This is a genomic window from Kribbella sp. NPDC055110, assembly GCF_053607525.1.
Window position 1 is genome coordinate 152,466 of sequence record NZ_JBSGTS010000002.1, and the last position, 15,741, is coordinate 168,206.

Annotated in this window: 17 protein-coding genes; 4 read left to right on the forward strand and 13 right to left on the reverse strand. The window is 67.8% G+C overall.

Going from position 1 to position 15,741, the window contains the following annotated elements:
- The 3 genes from ACWF0M_RS03685 to leuA form a co-directional block, all read right to left on the reverse strand.
- On the reverse strand, window positions 1-897 hold the full coding sequence (locus ACWF0M_RS03685; protein ID WP_452234050.1) for an ABC transporter permease: 897 nt from the start codon (window positions 895-897) through the stop codon (window positions 1-3).
- A gap of 4 nt (window positions 898-901) precedes the next feature.
- On the reverse strand, window positions 902-2,002 hold the full coding sequence (locus ACWF0M_RS03690) for an ABC transporter permease (protein ID WP_452234051.1): 1,101 nt from the start codon (window positions 2,000-2,002) through the stop codon (window positions 902-904).
- Window positions 2,003-2,251: 249 nt separating this feature from the next.
- Complete coding sequence (leuA, locus tag ACWF0M_RS03695) at window positions 2,252-3,970, reverse strand: 2-isopropylmalate synthase (protein WP_452234052.1); 1,719 nt, start codon at window positions 3,968-3,970, stop codon at window positions 2,252-2,254.
- Between the two features lie 267 nt (window positions 3,971-4,237).
- Here leuA and ACWF0M_RS03700 point away from each other — a divergent pair, with 267 nt between their 5' ends.
- Both ACWF0M_RS03700 and ACWF0M_RS03705 read left to right on the forward strand, forming a co-directional pair.
- Window positions 4,238-4,663 carry a PPOX class F420-dependent oxidoreductase gene (locus ACWF0M_RS03700; protein WP_452234053.1) on the forward strand — a complete coding sequence of 142 codons (426 nt, stop codon included), beginning with the start codon at window positions 4,238-4,240 and terminating at the stop codon, window positions 4,661-4,663.
- A 41-nt stretch (window positions 4,664-4,704) separates the two neighbouring features.
- Complete coding sequence (locus ACWF0M_RS03705; RefSeq protein WP_452234054.1) at window positions 4,705-5,694, forward strand: GNAT family N-acetyltransferase; 990 nt, start codon at window positions 4,705-4,707, stop codon at window positions 5,692-5,694.
- A gap of 65 nt (window positions 5,695-5,759) precedes the next feature.
- Here the strand turns inward: ACWF0M_RS03705 and ACWF0M_RS03710 are convergent, their stop codons facing one another.
- From ACWF0M_RS03710 to ACWF0M_RS03740, 7 genes are all read right to left on the reverse strand, one after another.
- On the reverse strand, window positions 5,760-6,713 hold the full coding sequence (locus ACWF0M_RS03710) for a hypothetical protein (protein ID WP_452234055.1): 954 nt from the start codon (window positions 6,711-6,713) through the stop codon (window positions 5,760-5,762).
- 116 nt (window positions 6,714-6,829) lie between these two features.
- Window positions 6,830-7,498 (reverse strand): GNAT family N-acetyltransferase, encoded by a 669-nt coding sequence (locus tag ACWF0M_RS03715; protein WP_452234056.1) that lies wholly within the window; start codon window positions 7,496-7,498, stop codon window positions 6,830-6,832.
- Entirely contained in the window at window positions 7,498-8,427 is a 930-nt protein-coding gene (gene era / locus ACWF0M_RS03720) for a GTPase Era (protein ID WP_452234057.1), read from the reverse strand. Before era ends, ACWF0M_RS03715 begins: the two co-directional genes overlap by 1 nt.
- Window positions 8,411-8,752 carry a cytidine deaminase gene (locus ACWF0M_RS03725; protein ID WP_452234058.1) on the reverse strand — a complete coding sequence of 114 codons (342 nt, stop codon included), beginning with the start codon at window positions 8,750-8,752 and terminating at the stop codon, window positions 8,411-8,413. Before ACWF0M_RS03725 ends, era begins: the two co-directional genes overlap by 17 nt.
- A 41-nt stretch (window positions 8,753-8,793) precedes the next feature.
- Window positions 8,794-10,098 carry a hemolysin family protein gene (locus ACWF0M_RS03730; protein WP_452234059.1) on the reverse strand — a complete coding sequence of 435 codons (1,305 nt, stop codon included), beginning with the start codon at window positions 10,096-10,098 and terminating at the stop codon, window positions 8,794-8,796.
- A gap of 7 nt (window positions 10,099-10,105) precedes the next feature.
- A complete protein-coding gene (ybeY, locus tag ACWF0M_RS03735; RefSeq protein ID WP_131290828.1) occupies window positions 10,106-10,582 on the reverse strand; it encodes an rRNA maturation RNase YbeY in 477 nt (158 codons plus the stop codon).
- Complete coding sequence (locus tag ACWF0M_RS03740; RefSeq protein ID WP_452234475.1) at window positions 10,579-11,505, reverse strand: PhoH family protein; 927 nt, start codon at window positions 11,503-11,505, stop codon at window positions 10,579-10,581. Before ACWF0M_RS03740 ends, ybeY begins: the two co-directional genes overlap by 4 nt.
- Window positions 11,506-11,785: 280 nt before the next feature.
- Here ACWF0M_RS03740 and ACWF0M_RS03745 point away from each other — a divergent pair, with 280 nt between their 5' ends.
- Together ACWF0M_RS03745 and ACWF0M_RS03750 are read left to right on the forward strand one after the other, a co-directional pair.
- Window positions 11,786-12,295, forward strand: coding sequence for a SigE family RNA polymerase sigma factor (locus ACWF0M_RS03745; protein ID WP_452234060.1), 510 nt, complete (start codon window positions 11,786-11,788; stop codon window positions 12,293-12,295).
- Entirely contained in the window at window positions 12,292-13,416 is a 1,125-nt protein-coding gene (locus tag ACWF0M_RS03750; RefSeq protein WP_452234061.1) for a Gmad2 immunoglobulin-like domain-containing protein, read from the forward strand. The genes ACWF0M_RS03745 and ACWF0M_RS03750 overlap by 4 nt, the downstream gene beginning before the upstream one ends.
- A 4-nt stretch (window positions 13,417-13,420) precedes the next feature.
- Here the strand turns inward: ACWF0M_RS03750 and ACWF0M_RS03755 are convergent, their stop codons facing one another.
- From ACWF0M_RS03755 to dnaJ, 3 genes are all read right to left on the reverse strand, one after another.
- Window positions 13,421-13,750, reverse strand: coding sequence for an ArsR/SmtB family transcription factor (locus ACWF0M_RS03755; RefSeq protein WP_452234062.1), 330 nt, complete (start codon window positions 13,748-13,750; stop codon window positions 13,421-13,423).
- A 43-nt stretch (window positions 13,751-13,793) separates the two neighbouring features.
- On the reverse strand, window positions 13,794-14,498 hold the full coding sequence (locus ACWF0M_RS03760) for a 16S rRNA (uracil(1498)-N(3))-methyltransferase (RefSeq protein WP_452234063.1): 705 nt from the start codon (window positions 14,496-14,498) through the stop codon (window positions 13,794-13,796).
- Between the two features lie 76 nt (window positions 14,499-14,574).
- Complete coding sequence (dnaJ, locus tag ACWF0M_RS03765) at window positions 14,575-15,717, reverse strand: molecular chaperone DnaJ (RefSeq protein ID WP_452234064.1); 1,143 nt, start codon at window positions 15,715-15,717, stop codon at window positions 14,575-14,577.
- Window positions 15,718-15,741 lie beyond the last annotated feature (24 nt).

Consider the following 15,741-nt stretch of genomic DNA (forward strand, 5'->3'; position numbering starts at 1 on the left):
TCACCGGTCCCGGAGCCGCGGGTTGAGGATCTCTTCGAGGGATCTCGTCATCATCACCAGTCCGAGCAGCAGCAGGACGATCGCGAAGATCGGGCTGAGGATCCAGGCCAGGCTCGCGTCGTTGAAGATGGCGCCGGCGATCCAGGCGCGGTTGAGCATGATGCCCCAGTTCGCCCCGCTCAGCGGCGCCAGCCCGAGCAGGTAGAGGCCGACCAGCTGGTAGATCGCATTCGTGACGCCGATCATGAAGTTCATCAGGATGAAGCTGGCCATGTTCGGCAGGATCTCGACGAACACCACCCTGATCGTGCCGAGGTCGAGCAGCCGGGCGGCCTCGACGAACTCGCGTTCCTTCAGGGAGAACACCTGGGCGCGCACCGCCCGGGTCAGCACCGGCCAGGACAGGCCGCCGACCAGCAGCGCGAGCAGGATCGGCGAGTCGAGCTTGAAGAACGCGCCCATGACGGCGAGCAGGACGATCTGCGGAACGGTCAGGAAGACGTCGGCCAGCGTGACCACCACCGAGTCGACCCAGCCACCGAGGTACGCCGCCAGCGACCCGAGCACGATCGCGAGCGCGGTCGAGATCGCCGCGGCGAAGAAGCCGACGAAGATCACCGTCCGGCCGCCGCCGATCATCTGGATCAGGACGTCCTTGCCCTCGTTGTCGGTGCCGAGCAGGTGCCCGGGGGAACCGGCGGGGAGCAGGATCTCCTTGACGTTCGGCGCCACCTCCGGGAGGAAGAACGGCACGATCGCGGTGATCAGCACCAGCAGGGTGACGATCACGAAGCCGATGAAACCGGCCGGGCTGCGGCGCAGCGAGCTCAGGATGCCGGCGAACCGGGAGACGCCGGTGGTGCCGACCGCCGAGACGGGAATTGTTGCCTCAGTCATGTCCTCACCCCTTGCCCGTGCCGCCGACCCGGATGCGCGGATCCAGGCGGCTGTAGAGAACGTCCGCGAGCAGGTTGGCCGCCACCACCGAGATCGTGACGACCAGGAAGATCCCCTGCAGCACCGGGTAGTCGCGGCCGTTGACCGCGTTGAAGAGGCTGAACCCGATGCCCTGATAGCCGAAGATCTTCTCCACGAAGATCGAGCCGCCGACCACGAATCCGAGCGACACCGCGAGCTGGCTGAACAAGGGCAGTACGGCGTTGCGCCCGACGTACCCGGACCGGATCCGGTTGTCCGACAGACCGCGCGCCCGGGCGACCGTCACGTAGTCCTCGCCGAGCGTCTCCACCGTGGACGACTTCATCACCAGCGCCCAGGAGCCGACCGTGGTCAACGCGTAGGCGAGGATCGGCAGGAACGCGTGGTAGAAGATGTCGTTCAGGAAGCTCAGGCTGAACGACGGCTGCACCCCGGGGGTGTACGAGCCGCGGGCCTCGGTCAGGTTGAACAGCTGCAACTTCACGCCGAGGAAGACCACGATCAGGATCGCCAGGATGTAGTTCGGGATCGCGTGCAGCAGCGAGCCGATCGACGTCAGCAGGTGGTCGATCCAGCTCTCCCGGCGGTAGGCCATGATCATGCCGGCCACGATGCCGATGACGAAGCTGAAGACCGTCGCGACGCCGACCGAGAACAACGTCCAGGGCAGGTAGGTCTTGATCACCTGCGCGACCGTGGTCCCCGGCGACAGCACCGAGTTGCCGAAGTCGCCGTGCAGCAGGTTGACCATGTAGGTCCCGTACTGCGAGATCACCGGGGCGTTCGGGTCGAGCGAGAACAGGTTCTTCGCCTGCGCGGCGGCCGCCTCGTACGAGATACCGGTCTGCGCGATCTGCGTCTGGATATAGGTGTCGACCGGGTTACCGGGCAACAATCTGACCAGGAAGAACGTGCCGGTGGTGACGATGAAGACCGTCAGGACCGCCTTGAAGAGTCTTCGGACCAGCCAGGCGTTGACAAAACGCCGAGCAGCCGAGGGTCTCGGTTCGACGACCGGTCCTTCGATCAGCTTCGTCGCGGACGTGTCGACCGCACCACTCACTGCTCACCTCCACGCGACTACCAAGGAAAAGTCGGTGGCGCAGACCACTCAACAGCAAGACTTAAGAAAATGGTCTTGCAAGGATCTGCGCATAGTGACGATAGTGTGCGCAACCTCAGTCACCGAGTCAACGACTTGAGGCAACGTTGAGACAACGTTGCGGTCCGTGAGGAAAAGGTATCGGGGAGTACAGGAGTTGCCCGCCTCCGACACGGAGACGGGCAACTCGGGGTAAGGATTCGAACGCGGTCAGCGCGTGGCGCGGTTGACAGCGGACACCACGGCCTTCAACGACGCAGTGAGAATGTTGGCGTCCCGGCCGACACCCCAGAACACGTCGTCGCCGACCTCGCACTCGACGTACGCCGCGGCCAGCGCGTCACCGCCCGCGGAAAGCGCGTGCTCGTGGTAGTCCAGCACCCGTACGTCGTACTTCAGCGGCTTGATCGCGTCCACGAAGGCCGACACCGGACCGTTGCCCTCGCCAACCAACTCGTGCGGTACGCCGTTGGCATAGACCTGAACCCGCAACTGGTCGCCCTGTCCCTCACCGGACGTCGAGTTGACGCTGAGCAGCGACAGCGGGCCCGGCGCCAGGTACTCTGCCGCGAAGATGTCCCACATCTGTTGCGGGCCGACCTCGCCGCCCTCGTTGTCGGTGTGCTGCTGGATCACCCGGCTGAACTCGATCTGCAGCCGGCGCGGCAGGTCGAGCCGGTGCTCGGACTTCATGATGTACGCGACGCCGCCCTTGCCGGACTGCGAGTTGACCCGGATCACGGCCTCGTAGCTGCGGCCGACGTCCTTCGGGTCGATCGGCAGGTACGGCGCCTCCCAGGTGATGTCGCCGACCGGCCTGCCCTCGGCCGCGGCCTGCTTGTCCAGCGCCTCCAGGCCCTTCTTGATCGCGTCCTGGTGCGAGCCCGAGAACGCGGTGTAGACCAGATCACCGGAGTACGGCTGCCGCTCCGGGACGCGCATCTGCGTGCAGTACTCGACCGTGCGGCGGATCTCGTCGATGTCGGAGAAGTCGATCTGCGGGTCGATGCCCTGGCTGAACAGGTTCATCCCCAGCGTGACCAGGTCGACGTTACCGGTGCGCTCACCGTGGCCGAACAGGCAGCCCTCGACCCGGTCCGCACCGGCCATCAGGGCGAGCTCGGTCGCCGCGACCGCCGTACCGCGGTCGTTGTGCGGGTGCAGGCTGATCGTGCTGTGCTCGCGCCGGGTCAGGTGCCGGCCGAACCACTCGATCTGGTCGGCGTACACGTTCGGGGTGCTCATCTCGACGGTGGCCGGCAGGTTCAGGATGATCTCGCGGCCTTCGGCGGGCTGCCAGACGTCGCTGACGGCCTCGCAGACCTCGAGCGCGAACTCCAGCTCGGTGCCGGTGAAGATCTCCGGACTGTACTGGTACCCGAACTCGCAGTCGCCCAGGATCTCGTCGGCGTACTTCATCACCGTCTCGGTCCCACGGACGGCGATCGTGCGGCACTCGGCCTTGTCGACGTTGAACACCACCCGGCGGAACAGCGGCGCGGTCGCGTTGTACAGGTGGATGGTGGCCTTCGGCGAGCCCTGCAGCGACTGCACGGTGCGCTCGATCAGCTCCTCGCGCGCCTGGGTCAGCACCGAGATCGTCACGTCGTCCGGGATCACGTCGTCCTCGATCAGGCTGCGGACGAAGTCGAAGTCGTACTGGCTGGCGCTCGGGAAACCGACCTCGATCTCCTTGTAGCCCATCTTCACCAGCAGGTCGAACATCCGCCGCTTGCGGGCCGGGGACATCGGCTCGACCAGCGCCTGGTTGCCGTCCCGAAGGTCGGTGGACAGCCAGCGGGGGGTGCGGTCGACGGACTTCGCCGGCCAGGTGCGGTCGGGCAGCTCGATCGGCGGGAACGCGCGGTAGCGGTGGATCGGCAGACCGGACGGCTGCTGTACAGGCTGGGGCTGGTTCTTCGGTGCCACGGGGGTTCTCCTCGGATACGTCTTAGCTCAAGGTCGCTGGACGACCGGCTGTACGACGAAACTCCGCGGCGAGGGAACCGGCCTTAACAGGCCTCGCCGCGGCAGCGAAGGAGGAGAAGCTGGTGCCGCATGATGCCTGTGAGTCTATGCACAACTCCCCCGCCCCGTCGAACCGGGGGTCTCGACCGCCGAGACACACAGAGTGATCGCGTCTCAGCTGAGGATGCTCCTTGCGTTCAAGGGCGCTTGAATTCCTAAGGTTGCAGCATGACGGAAACTCTGCTCGAGCGGATCGGGGCCCACGGGCTCGGCGTGCTGGTCACGATCAAGCGGGACGGCCGGCCGCAGCTGTCCAACGTGACCTATGTGTTCGACGGGACGCGCGTGCGCGTCTCGCTCACCGACGGGCGGGCGAAGACGAAGAACCTGCGCCGCGACCCGCGCGCCAGCCTGTACGTCGACGGTCCCCGCGGCCGCTCGTACGTCGTACTCGAGGGCAAGGCCGACCTCAGCCCGGTCGCCGCCGAACCGGGCGACGCGGTGGTCGAGGATCTCGTCGACTACTACCGGATCGCGTCCGGCGAGCACCCGGACTGGGACGAGTACCGCGCGGTGATGGTGCGGGACAAGCGGTTGATGTTCTCGATGACCGTCGAGCACGCGTACGGCATGCCAAAACCCGACCTCGGATAAACCAGGTGCGGTAACCGGCTGTCGCGGTGGACGCTGTGGGCGTGGAGATCATCAATCTGTCACCCGACGACGAGGCCGGTTGCGTCGACGCAGTCGCCGTACAGAGTGCTGCCGTGATGCAGGACTGCCCGGAGATGCTCGTGGCGACCCCACGCGGCTTCGCGAACATGCTGCGCTACGGCTGGGACCTGGATCCCCACCAGGCGTACCTGGCGCGGGACGACGACGGTGCGGCTGTCGGCCTGCTCGTGGTCTCGCTGCCGACGTACGACAACACCAACCACGTGTGGTTCGACCTGTCCGTCCATCCGGACCACCGTGACGGTGCGGTCGAGGCGGCGCTGTTCGAGTACGTCGAGCAGCTCGGTCGCGACGCCGGACGCAGCATCATCGGGTACAGCGGATTCGACCTGCCCGAGGCGATCGCGCTGGCGGGCAAGCACGGGTACGCGCAGAAGGCCGTCGAGGTGAACCGCCGCCAGGACCTGACCGGTCTCGACTGGTCGATCGTCCAGTCGCTGTACGACGACGCGGTCGCGGCGTCCACGGCGTACGAGCTGGTCACGCTCACCGGGGCGCTGCCCGACGACATGCTCGACGGGATGATCGCGGTCACCGCGTCCATCAACGACGCCCCGACGGACGACCTGGACATCGAGGACGACGTCTACAGCACCGAGCGGCTGCGCGCATACGAGGAAGCGCAAGCGAAGAGCGACCACACGATCCATCGCCTTGTCGCCCGCGAGAAGGCCACCGGCGCACTCGCCGGCCACACGGTCGTCGCGGTCGAGCGCGAGCGCCCGCACGTCGGCCACCAGCACGACACCGCGGTCTCCCGCGAACACCGCGGCCACCGCCTGGGCGCCCTGCTCAAGTCCGCGATGCTCCTCAACCTCCGCGACACCGAGCCGGCCCTGACCCAGGTCGACACCTGGAACGCCGAGTCGAACAACCACATGATCAGCATCAACGAACAACTCAACTACAAGATCGTCGCCCGGATCCTGGCCTACCAGAAGACGCTCTGAGACAGACCGGGGGCGCCGCAACCAGCGACGCCCCCGGCCTTACTGCTGAAAGTACTGCTGAAAGCTCACTCGCCCACGAGCTGGTTCCAGTGGCCGGTGACCGAGAAGATGCCGGTGCCCGCGATGGTGCCGCCGGTGACTCGGCCGTAGGAGGTGACGACCGTCTTCGAGCCGTTGAACTTGCTCGTCGCGTACTGGTACGCCGAGTCGGTGTCGTTGTCGAAACCGGTCACCAGCGTGCCGCCCCTCTCACCGCACTCTCTGGCGGCCAGCGACTCGTACGCCGCGAAGCCCGTGCTCCGGACCAGCTTCAGGACCGGCTTGGTCGAGGCCGCGGCCGGGATCCGGACCGTCCAGAGCGCGCCCGCCTTGGTGGTCATCAGGAGCGTGTCGTAGGTCGGGGTCTCGGAGATCACGGTCATCGCCTTGAAGCCCTTGAAGCCGGGGAAGTGACCGAGCGCCCGGAAGGTGGCACCCGACGCCGCGTAGCGGTAGAGGCTGCCGTTGGTGCTCAGCCCGTACAGGTACGAGCGGTTCGGCGCGGTGATGGCGTAGTTCGAGGTCACGAGCTGGGTGAAGCTGGTCCAGCCGGAGCCGATCCGCGCGTACGTCGGTCGCGCGTTGTCGGTGTCGAAGTAGGTGACACCGCGGTACAGCGTGCCGCCCTGCACGAACAGGCTGTGGTAATAGAAGTGCGCGTCGGTCTTCACGCCGTACCACGTCGTGTTGAGACGCGTGCCGACGAACTTGAACTCGTCGAAGAACTCACCGCGCGGCGGCTTGGCCGGCGTGACCACGACGTCGCTGATCCCCGGCGTCGGGGTGTTGAAGCCGACATCCTGCACGCATCCCCCGGAGGCGAGCTTGGTGTTCGGCGTGGTCTTCAGATTGCCCTTGGCCGGGTCGGCGATCGCGGACGTCGGGTTGGACCGGACGGCGGCGGTGGCCGGTACGGCGGCGGCCGTGGCGGCGAGCATGCCGACGCCGGCCAGGGCGAGCGCAAGGCGCTGCAGTTTCATACTGGGAGTCCCCCTCAGGACATGTTTGACCTCGATGGGCCTCGAGATCGTGCGCGAGCATAACGTGCGCAGGGGACAGAACGCGGCGCTTTGCACCTTGTTGCAACGGTTCCAGGCTAGACCGCCTCGACCACTGTGACCTTCATCTCATTGGAGAGGGTGAAACCCAGCGAACGGTACAGCCGGATCGCGGCGCTGTTGGCGGCGCCGGTGTGCAGGAACGGGGTGCGGCCGGTTGCGGTGATGTGGGCGGCGACCGTGCGGATCAGGCGGGTGGCGAGGCCTTGGCCCTGGTACGACGGGTGCGTGCAGACGGCGCTGATCTCGGTGTACTCGGGTAGCGCGAACCGCGTACCTGCCATCGCGATCAGTTCGCCGGCGCGGCGGATGCCGACGTACGTGCCGAGCTCGATCGTCCGGCTCCGGAACGGGCCCGGGTCGGTCAGGGCGACGAGCGCGAGCATCTCGGGTACGTCGTCGACGCCGAGGACGACCGCTTCGGGGTCCTCGGCCGGAAGCGAAGCCGGCGCCACGAACTGCACCAGGTCGATCGCGCGGTCCAGTTTGAAGGTGTCCGGGAGCGGGAACTCAGGGCGCATCAGTGCGACCACGGTGCCGGGTCCGACGAGTTCGGCCGCGTCGGACCAGTCCTGATCCGTCGGGTCGCCGGGCAGCGCCAGGAACGGCGCGATCGCGGACGGGTAGCGGCGGGCGTTGCCGCGGACCTCGGCGAAGGACGCATGCGGCCCCGTCAAAGCGTCGTACACGGGATTCTGCAGGTTCATCAGAATCCCAGTTTGCGCAGGTTCTTCGCGTCTGTCTGCCAGTTTTTGGCGATCTTGACGTGCAGGTCGAGGTACACCGGCGTCCCGAGCAGCGCCTCGATCTGCCGCCGGGCCGCCGCGCCGACCTCGCGCAGCCGGGCGCCCTTGTGGCCGATCACGATGCCCTTCTGGCTCTCCCGCTCGAGGAAGATGTTCGCGTAGATGTCGAGCAGCGGCTTGTCCTCGGGCCGGTCCTCGCGCAGGTTCATCTCGTCGATGGTGACCGCGATCGAGTGCGGCAGCTCGTCCCGGACACCTTCCAGCGCCGCCTCGCGGATCAGCTCGGCGACGAGCGTCTCCTCCGGTTCGTCGGTGACGTCGCCGTCCGGGTAGAGCGGAAAACCGACCGGCAGCAGCTTCACGAGCTCGTCCGCGACCAGGTCGACCTGGTACCCGGACGTCGCGGACACCGGCACGATCGACGCCCACTCGATACCGGAGGTTTCGCCGAGCGCCTGGATGTCGGCCAGGTGCTCGACCATCCGGTCGGGTTCGACGAGGTCGGCCTTGGTGGCGAGCGCGACCTTGGGGGTCTTCGCGACCTTCGCCGCCTCGGCCGCCAGGAAGCGGTCGCCCGGACCGATCTTGTCGCTGGCCGGCAGGCAGACCGCAATCACGTCGACCTCGGCCCAGGTCGTCTTCACGAGATCGTTCAGCCGCTCACCGAGCAGTGTGCGGGGTTTGTGCAGACCGGGTGTGTCCACCAGGATCAGCTGCGCGTCCGGCCGGTGCACGATCCCGCGGACCGCGTGCCGCGTGGTCTGCGGCTTCGACGACGTGATGACGATCTTCTTCCCCACCAGGGCGTTGGTGAGGGTGGACTTGCCCGCGTTCGGCCGGCCGACGAAGCAGGCGAACCCCGATTTGAAGTTCTCAGGTGTGGACGACATCGCGGACCTCTCCAGTGCCAAGAGCAAGTACTACAGGAATGTTGGCGCCGGCGAAGTGCCGTACGACGCCAACACTGACATCGGCGGATTCGGATTCGGTGACCACCGCGGCCGCCTCCAGACCCTTCACGCCGGACGCGAGCGCCATCGCCACCGCCAGCTGCAGCGCGGTCAGCTCGACCGTGTCGAGCGCGACCGTGCAAGCGGCGTACGTCCGTCCGTCGGAGTCCCGTACGGCGGCTCCTTCAGCGGCCCGCGTCCGTGCACGGGCAGCGCGGGCGAGCGTGACGAGTTTGGCGTCCTCCGCCGAAAGATCTGACAACAAAACTCCAAAAGGCGATGATGGGGAGCGGGTGGGCTCCTGGGTCAGGCGTGCTGGTGGTTCTGGTCCTGCGGCGCGGGAGTTGGCTCCTCGCGCCGTACGAGAACCGTACCTACCTGGTTCCGGCGGCCGGACGGCCGCTCCGCGGTCAGCGACAGACCTGCGATCCCCACCTCGGCGCCGGGAATCGGCACCTTGCCGAGCAGCTTGGCCATCAGGCCGCCGACGGTGTCGACGTCGTCGTCGTCCAGCGGTACGCCGAACAGCTCGCCCAGCTCGTCGATCGGCAACCGGCTCGACACCCGGTACGCGCCGTCGGACAGTTGCTGCACCGAGTCCGGGTCCTCGTCGTACTCGTCGGTGATCTCGCCGACGATCTCCTCCAGGATGTCCTCGATCGCGACCAGTCCCGCCGTACCGCCGTACTCGTCGACGACGATCGCCAGGTGCATCCGGGCCGCCTGCATCTCGCGGAGCAGCTCGTCGACGGGCTTGGAGTCCGGGACGTACATGCACGGCCGCATCACCGACTCGACCCGCTCGGTCGACTCCGACTGCGCGTTGTCGTAGACCCGGCGCATCACGTCCTTGAGGTACGCGACGCCGAGGATGTCGTCGAGCGACTCACCGATCACCGGGATCCGCGAGTACCCGGAGCGCAGCGCCAGCGACGTGAGCTGGCGGAGCTTCTTGTGCTTCTCGATGTAGACCATGTCGGTCCGCGGCACCATCACCTCGCGGACGATGGTGTCGCCGAGCTCGAACACCGAGTGGATCATCTGCCGCTCGCCGGACTCGATCACCGCGGACTTCTCCGCGTAGTCGACCAGCGCCCGCAGCTCGGCCTCGGTCGCGAACGGGCCTTCCGCGAACCCCTTGCCGGGCGTCAGCGCGTTGCCGATCAGGATCAGGAACTTCGGCAGCGGACCGAGGATCTTGGTCAGCGCCATCACCGGGCCGGCCGAGATGATCGCGAACCGGTCCGAGTGCTGCCGGCCGAGCGTCCGCGGGGCGACCCCGATGATCACGTACGAGACCAGGACCATCACCACGGCGGTGATCAGGACGTGCTCCCAGGTGACCGAGAGCACCCCGGACAGCGCCTGGGCGACCAGCACGATCGCGGTGATCTCGCAGATCAGCCGGAGCAGGAGCAGGGAATTCAGGTACCGCGGGGCGTCCGACAGCAGGTCACGCAGCCGAACCGCCCGCAGGTTGCCCAGCTCGACCTGCTCGTTCGCCCGCACCTTCGAGTACGACGACAGCGCCGCCTCGGCCCCGGCGAACAGCCCGGCCAGCAGAACGAGCACCGCAGCCACAACCAGCAGAACCAGGTCGTGGGAAGTCATCGTGAGATCACGCCTCTAGCCGGTTTCCAGGTGCTCGCCATGCTTCCAGCAGGCGGCCCTGGATGTCCCACATCTCCGCTTTCTCGGCGGGTTCCGCATGGTCGTAACCGAGCAGGTGCAGGATGCCGTGCACCGTCAGCAGCTCGAGCTCCGCCCACGTACCGTGACCGGCCTTCGCGCCCTGCGCGGCGGCGACCGTCGGGCACAGCGCGATGTCGCCGAGGTGCCCGAGCGGCAGGTCCTCGTCGGCGTCGCCGTCGGACCCCGGCCGCAGCTCGTCCATCGGCCACGACATCACGTCGGTCGGACCCGGCAGGTCCAGGAACTCGACGTGATATCGCGCCATGGTGTCCTCGTCGACCAGCTTGATCGACAGCTCACACTCCGGGTGCAGCCGCAGCGACGACAGCACGAACCGGCTGAGCCGCATCAGTCCGTGCGCGTCGATCTCGACCCCGGACTCGTTGTTGACCTCGACGTTCATCGGTGGTTCTCAGCACTACCTTCATAGTTTTCGTACGCCGAGACGATCCGCCCGACCAGCTTGTGCCGGACCACGTCGTGCGCGGTGAGCCGGCAGAACGTCAGGTCCTGGACGCCCTCGAGGATTTCCTGCACGACCCGCAGCCCCGAGTGCGTCCCGTTCGGCAGGTCGACCTGGGTGACGTCGCCGGTGACGACCATCTTGGAGCCGAACCCGAGCCGGGTGAGGAACATCTTCATCTGCTCCGGCGAGGTGTTCTGCGCCTCGTCCAGGATGATGTAGGCGTCATTCAGCGTCCGGCCGCGCATGTAGGCCAGCGGCGCGATCTCGATCGTGCCGGCGGTCATCAGCCGCGGGATGGACTCCGGGTCGAGCATGTCGTGCAGCGCGTCGTACAGCGGCCGCAGGTACGGGTCGATCTTCTCCGACAGGGTGCCGGGCAGGAACCCGAGCCGCTCGCCGGCCTCGACGGCCGGCCGGGTCAGGATGATCCGGGTGACCTCCTTGGCCTGCAGCGCCTGGACCGCCTTGGCGACCGCCAGGTAGGTCTTGCCGGTACCGGCCGGGCCGATGCCGAACACGATGGTGTTCTTGTCGATCGCGTCGACGTACCGCTTCTGGTTCAGCGTCTTCGGCCTGATCGTGCGGCCGCGGCTGGACAGGATGTTCTGCGTCAGCACGTCGGCCGGGCTCTCGGCCGTGGCCTGCTTGATCATCGCGATACTGCGCTCGACCGAGTCGGCGGTCAGCCCGTGACCGGTGCGGATCACCGCGATCAGCTCGTCGATCAGCCGCTCGGCCAGGGCCAGCTCGGCCGGCTCGCCGTTCAGCGTGATCTCGTTGCCGCGGACATGGATGTCGGCGGCGAACTCCTTCTCGACGATGCGGAGGAACTCGTCCCGGGCTCCGAGCAGGGCCACCATGTCGATGCTGTTCGGCACGACGATCTTGTGCGACGCCTGCGTGCCGGCGGCTGCGCCGGCAACTGTGCCGTTCGGGCGCGCCTCCGGTTCGATACTGCGTGGCCTGGACAGCCTGTTCCCCTCCTGATGCCGATGAAGTAGTCCACCCATGCTAGCCGCCCCCGCCGACAGCCTCACCGGTATTAGTCCGGACGCGCCGGTCATGGGCTGTTGTCAACCTGGGACGGGGTCTTTGCGTCGTCTTTTCGTGGCACAACCGGCCGTGGTGTACGAAGAGTGCGTGACACATGAGTCCTCGTGGGATGCCGACGAGGCGCTGACGGCTGTCTACACCGCGCACTACACGTCGCTGGTCCGCCTCGGCGCCTTGCTGCTGCGCGACACCGGTACGGCCGAGGAGATCGTTCAGGACGCGTTCGTCGCGATGCACGGCCGCTGGCACCGGCTGCGCGACCCGCACAAGGCGCTCGCGTACCTGCGGACCGCCGTGGTGAACCGCTGCCGCTCCCGCCAGCGCCACCTGGTGGTCGTGGACAAGCACACCCCTCGGACCCTTCCGGACGAGCCGAGCGCCGAACAGGCCGTACTGCGGACCGCGGAGACCGACCGGGTGATCGATGCGATGCGGACCCTCCCGGAGAAGCAACGCACAGTGATGGTCCTGCGCTATTACGGTGACCTGTCGGAGGCCGAGATCGCGGACACGATGGGCATCAGCCGGGGATCCGTGAAGAGCCACGCCGCGCGCGCGAGCAAGTCGCTCCGCCAGCTCCTGGAGCAGAACGTATGAACGAGAACCAGAACGACCCGTTCGACGAGCTGATGCGGCGGTCCCTCCACGAGGAGGCGGACCGGATCGAGCCGTCCGACGTACTGCCGGAGATCCGCGCCCGCGCGCACGCCCAGCGTCCCGCCGCGCGGCGCCCCTGGCTCCTGACCGCAGGCCTCGCCGCCGTCGGCACTGCCGCGGCCATCGGCGCATTCACCATGCTCAACGGCCCCGCCAACACCGCCAACGACGGCGACGCGGTCGCCGGATCCGGTACGACGACCACCGCGACCGGCGTACCACCGAGCCCGACCCCTTCGGCGCTGACCGCCTCCCCCGAACCGTCCCAGGCACTGAGCACCTCACCGTCCGCGAAGACCGCAAACCCGACGGACCGCGGCGTACCCGAAGCAGCAGTCAAGAGCACCGTCGTCCCGGTCTACTGGCTCGGCCAGCAGGTCGGCGCGCCGAAGAAGTCGGCCGCCCGCCTGTACCGCACCTGGGCGCAGGTCAGCGGCCGCCCGGCCGAGCAGGCGGTCCGCATCATGACCACGAAGCAGCCGACCGACCCGGACTACTACTCGGTCTGGCGCGGCGCCGCCCTGAACACCGTCACCCGCTCGAACGGCGTCGTCACCGTCGACTTCAAGCAACTCCCCCAAGCCACCCTCGACCCCGACCTCGCCAAGGTCGCGACGCAACAACTCGTCTACACGGTTCAGGGTGCTCTGGAGGACTCTGGCGCCATGCGAGTCCAGGTCACCGAGCAGGGTCGGGCCGGCGGCAAACTGTTCGGCCAGGTCGACACCAGCGAGCCTCTGAGCCGAGCAGAAGCCACTGACGTACAGGCGTTCATCTGGGTCACCTCCCCGGACGACAACACCGTCGTCACAACTCCCGTGAAGGTGACCGGTATCGCGTCCGTCTTCGAAGCCCAGGTGAACTGGCGGATCGTCTCCGACAAGTCCCGAGCGGTGGTTGCCAAAGGCGCAGCCCAGACCACCGAGGCGTACAAGTTCGCCCCCTTCGCCTTCAGCATCGCCAAACTCGACCCCGGCACCTACACCCTCGAGGTCTTCGAGATCTCGGCGGCCGACGGCAGCATCACCGACACGGACACCAAGTCGATCGTCGTGAAGTAGTTGCTCAGTCCTGGCGGTCGATGGTGGCGGCGAGGAGGCCGGGGAAGGCTGTGTTGAACTCTTCGCGGCGGAGGCGGTTGAGGCGGCGGGCGCCTTCGTCGCGTTGTTCGATCAGGCCGGCGGCACGGAGTACGGCGAAGTGGTGGCTGGCGGTCGCCTTCTTCACCGGGAGGTCGAACGTGCCGCAGGCGCGCGTCCAGTCGTCGTGAACGGCCAGGTCACGCAGGATCGACCGGCGCACCGGGTCCGCGAGCGCATCCAATGCGGCCTGCAACGGCACCTCGGCGGGCTCGACATGATTGAGCGTACGGGCACGCGCTGACTCGACGGACATATTCGATCCTTGTGTTCGGTTCCTGTCTAACAGCGTACGTCGCTCACGCCCAGCGGAAGCGGGACAGGAGGGCCGCTGCGGCGGCAACGCCGGCCGTCGAGGTCCGCAGTACGGTGTCGCCCAGGCGGACCGGGTCGGCCTCGAAGGCCTTCAGCTCGGTCGGTGCGATCCCGCCTTCGGGGCCGATCACGATGACGATGTCGCCGGTCGCGGGCGGTTCGAGGGACGCCAGTGGGGTGGTGGCTTCTTCGTGCAGTACGACGCGGAGCGCGGCGCCGGCCAGCAACTCGGCGACCTCGGACGTGGTGGCGATCGGGGTCACCTCGGTGAACCAGGTACGTCGCGACTGTTTGCTCGCCTCGAACGCCCACGCCCGCCACTTCGCGAGCGTCTTCTCGACCCGCTCCGGGTTCGCGCGGAACTGACTGCGCTCCGCGTTCCACGGCACGATCACGTCGACGCCGACCTCGGTCAGCATCTCCACCGCGAGCTCGGCCCGCTCGCCTTTCGGCACCGCCTGCACCACGACGACCCGCGGAGCCGCCGCCGGCACGCTCCCCCGTGCATCGACGGCAACCGTCACGCCGCCCTTGGACGCAGCGACCACGGCCCCTTCGGCCCAGGTCCCCCGCCCGTCCGTCAGCCGAACGCGTTCCCCCGGCCCGATCCGCCGTACCAGGGCCGCATGCCGTCCCTCGGCACCGTCGAGCACCAACTCGTCGCCGCCGAGGTCAGCGCGAAAGAACACCGCAACCCCCACCTACCAAACACCTCCCCGCGCCGCTGAGAGGCGGCGAGTCGTCCCCGGGGTGTCGAGATGTCATCTAGTGGGTGCCGAAGGCGTCGCGGAGGCGGCCGAAGACGCTCTTGTGGGTGGCCTGGACCTGGCCCTGCGGGCGTTCCTCGTCGCGCACCACCGCGAGTTGCCTGAGCAGCTCGGCCTGGGCGTCGTCGAGCTTGGTGGGGGTCTCGACGATGATCTGGACGATCAGGTCGCCGCGACCGGCATGCCGCAGCCGCGGTACGCCGCGTGCGGACAGGGTCGTCGCGGTGCCGGACTGCGTACCAGGACGGATCTCCAGCGGGGTCGTCTCGCCCTCGAGCGTCGGCAGATCGATCGTCGTACCGAGCGCGGCCGCCGTCATCGGCAGCGTCACCGTGCAGTGCAGGTCGTCGCCGTTACGGGTGAAGATGTCGTGCGGCTCGACCTCGATCTCGACGTACAGATCGCCGGCCGGGCCGCCGCCGGGACCGACCTCGCCCTGACCGGACAGCTGCACGCGCGTCCCGCTGTCGACGCCGCCGGGGATCTTGACGGTGACCGTACGGCGGGAGCGCACGCGCCCGTCGCCGGCGCACTCGACGCACGGGCTCGGGATCGTGGTGCCGTAGCCGCGGCAGTTCGGGCAGGGACGCATCGTCCGCACCTCGCCGAGGAACGACCGCTGCGTGTGCGTGACCTCACCGCGCCCGTGGCAGATCTCGCAGGTGACCGGCTCGGACCCGGCCGCCGCGCCGGACCCGCTACAGGTCGGGCACAGTACGGCGGTGTCGACCTTGAGCTCCCGCGTCGTACCGAAGGCCGCCTCGGCCAGGTCGATCCGCAGCGGGATCAGCGCGTCCTGACCGCGCCGGGTCCGCGGCCGCGGCCCGCGGGTGGCCCCGCCGGTCTGGCCGAAGAACGCGTCCATGATGTCGGTGAACGTGAACGCCTGGCCGAAGCCGGCCCCGCCCGGTCCGCCGGCCGCGGAGGCGAACGGATCGCCGCCGAGGTCGTGCATCTGCCGCTTCTGCGGGTCGCTGAGCACCTGGAACGCGCGCCCGATCTCCTGGAACTTCTGGTGCGCGTCCTCGGAGTCGTTCACGTCCGGGTGGTACTGGCGTGCCAGCTTGCGGTACGCCTTCTTGATCTCGTCCGGTGAAGCGTCACGGCTGACACCTAGGACGGCGTAGTAATCGGTGCTCATACTCCAGACCAGGGGGTTGTCTTC

What these genes read in the sequence shown, in the direction of transcription:
- ACWF0M_RS03710 (WP_452234055.1), bottom strand. Translation starts at nt 6,713, where the DNA reads ATGAAACTGCAGCGCCTTGCGCTCGCCCTGGCCGGCGTCGGCATGCTC.
- ACWF0M_RS03750 (WP_452234061.1), top strand. Translation starts at nt 12,292, where the DNA reads ATGAACGAGAACCAGAACGACCCGTTCGACGAGCTGATGCGGCGGTCC.
- dnaJ (WP_452234064.1), bottom strand. Translation starts at nt 15,717, where the DNA reads ATGAGCACCGATTACTACGCCGTCCTAGGTGTCAGCCGTGACGCTTCA.
- ACWF0M_RS03740 (WP_452234475.1), bottom strand. Translation starts at nt 11,505, where the DNA reads ATGGTGGCCCTGCTCGGAGCCCGGGACGAGTTCCTCCGCATCGTCGAG.
- ACWF0M_RS03730 (WP_452234059.1), bottom strand. Translation starts at nt 10,098, where the DNA reads ATGACTTCCCACGACCTGGTTCTGCTGGTTGTGGCTGCGGTGCTCGTT.
- ACWF0M_RS03715 (WP_452234056.1), bottom strand. Translation starts at nt 7,498, where the DNA reads ATGAACCTGCAGAATCCCGTGTACGACGCTTTGACGGGGCCGCATGCG.
- ACWF0M_RS03685 (WP_452234050.1), bottom strand. Translation starts at nt 897, where the DNA reads ATGACTGAGGCAACAATTCCCGTCTCGGCGGTCGGCACCACCGGCGTC.
- ACWF0M_RS03755 (WP_452234062.1), bottom strand. Translation starts at nt 13,750, where the DNA reads ATGTCCGTCGAGTCAGCGCGTGCCCGTACGCTCAATCATGTCGAGCCC.
- ybeY (WP_131290828.1), bottom strand. Translation starts at nt 10,582, where the DNA reads ATGAACGTCGAGGTCAACAACGAGTCCGGGGTCGAGATCGACGCGCAC.
- era (WP_452234057.1), bottom strand. Translation starts at nt 8,427, where the DNA reads ATGTCGTCCACACCTGAGAACTTCAAATCGGGGTTCGCCTGCTTCGTC.
- ACWF0M_RS03700 (WP_452234053.1), top strand. Translation starts at nt 4,238, where the DNA reads ATGACGGAAACTCTGCTCGAGCGGATCGGGGCCCACGGGCTCGGCGTG.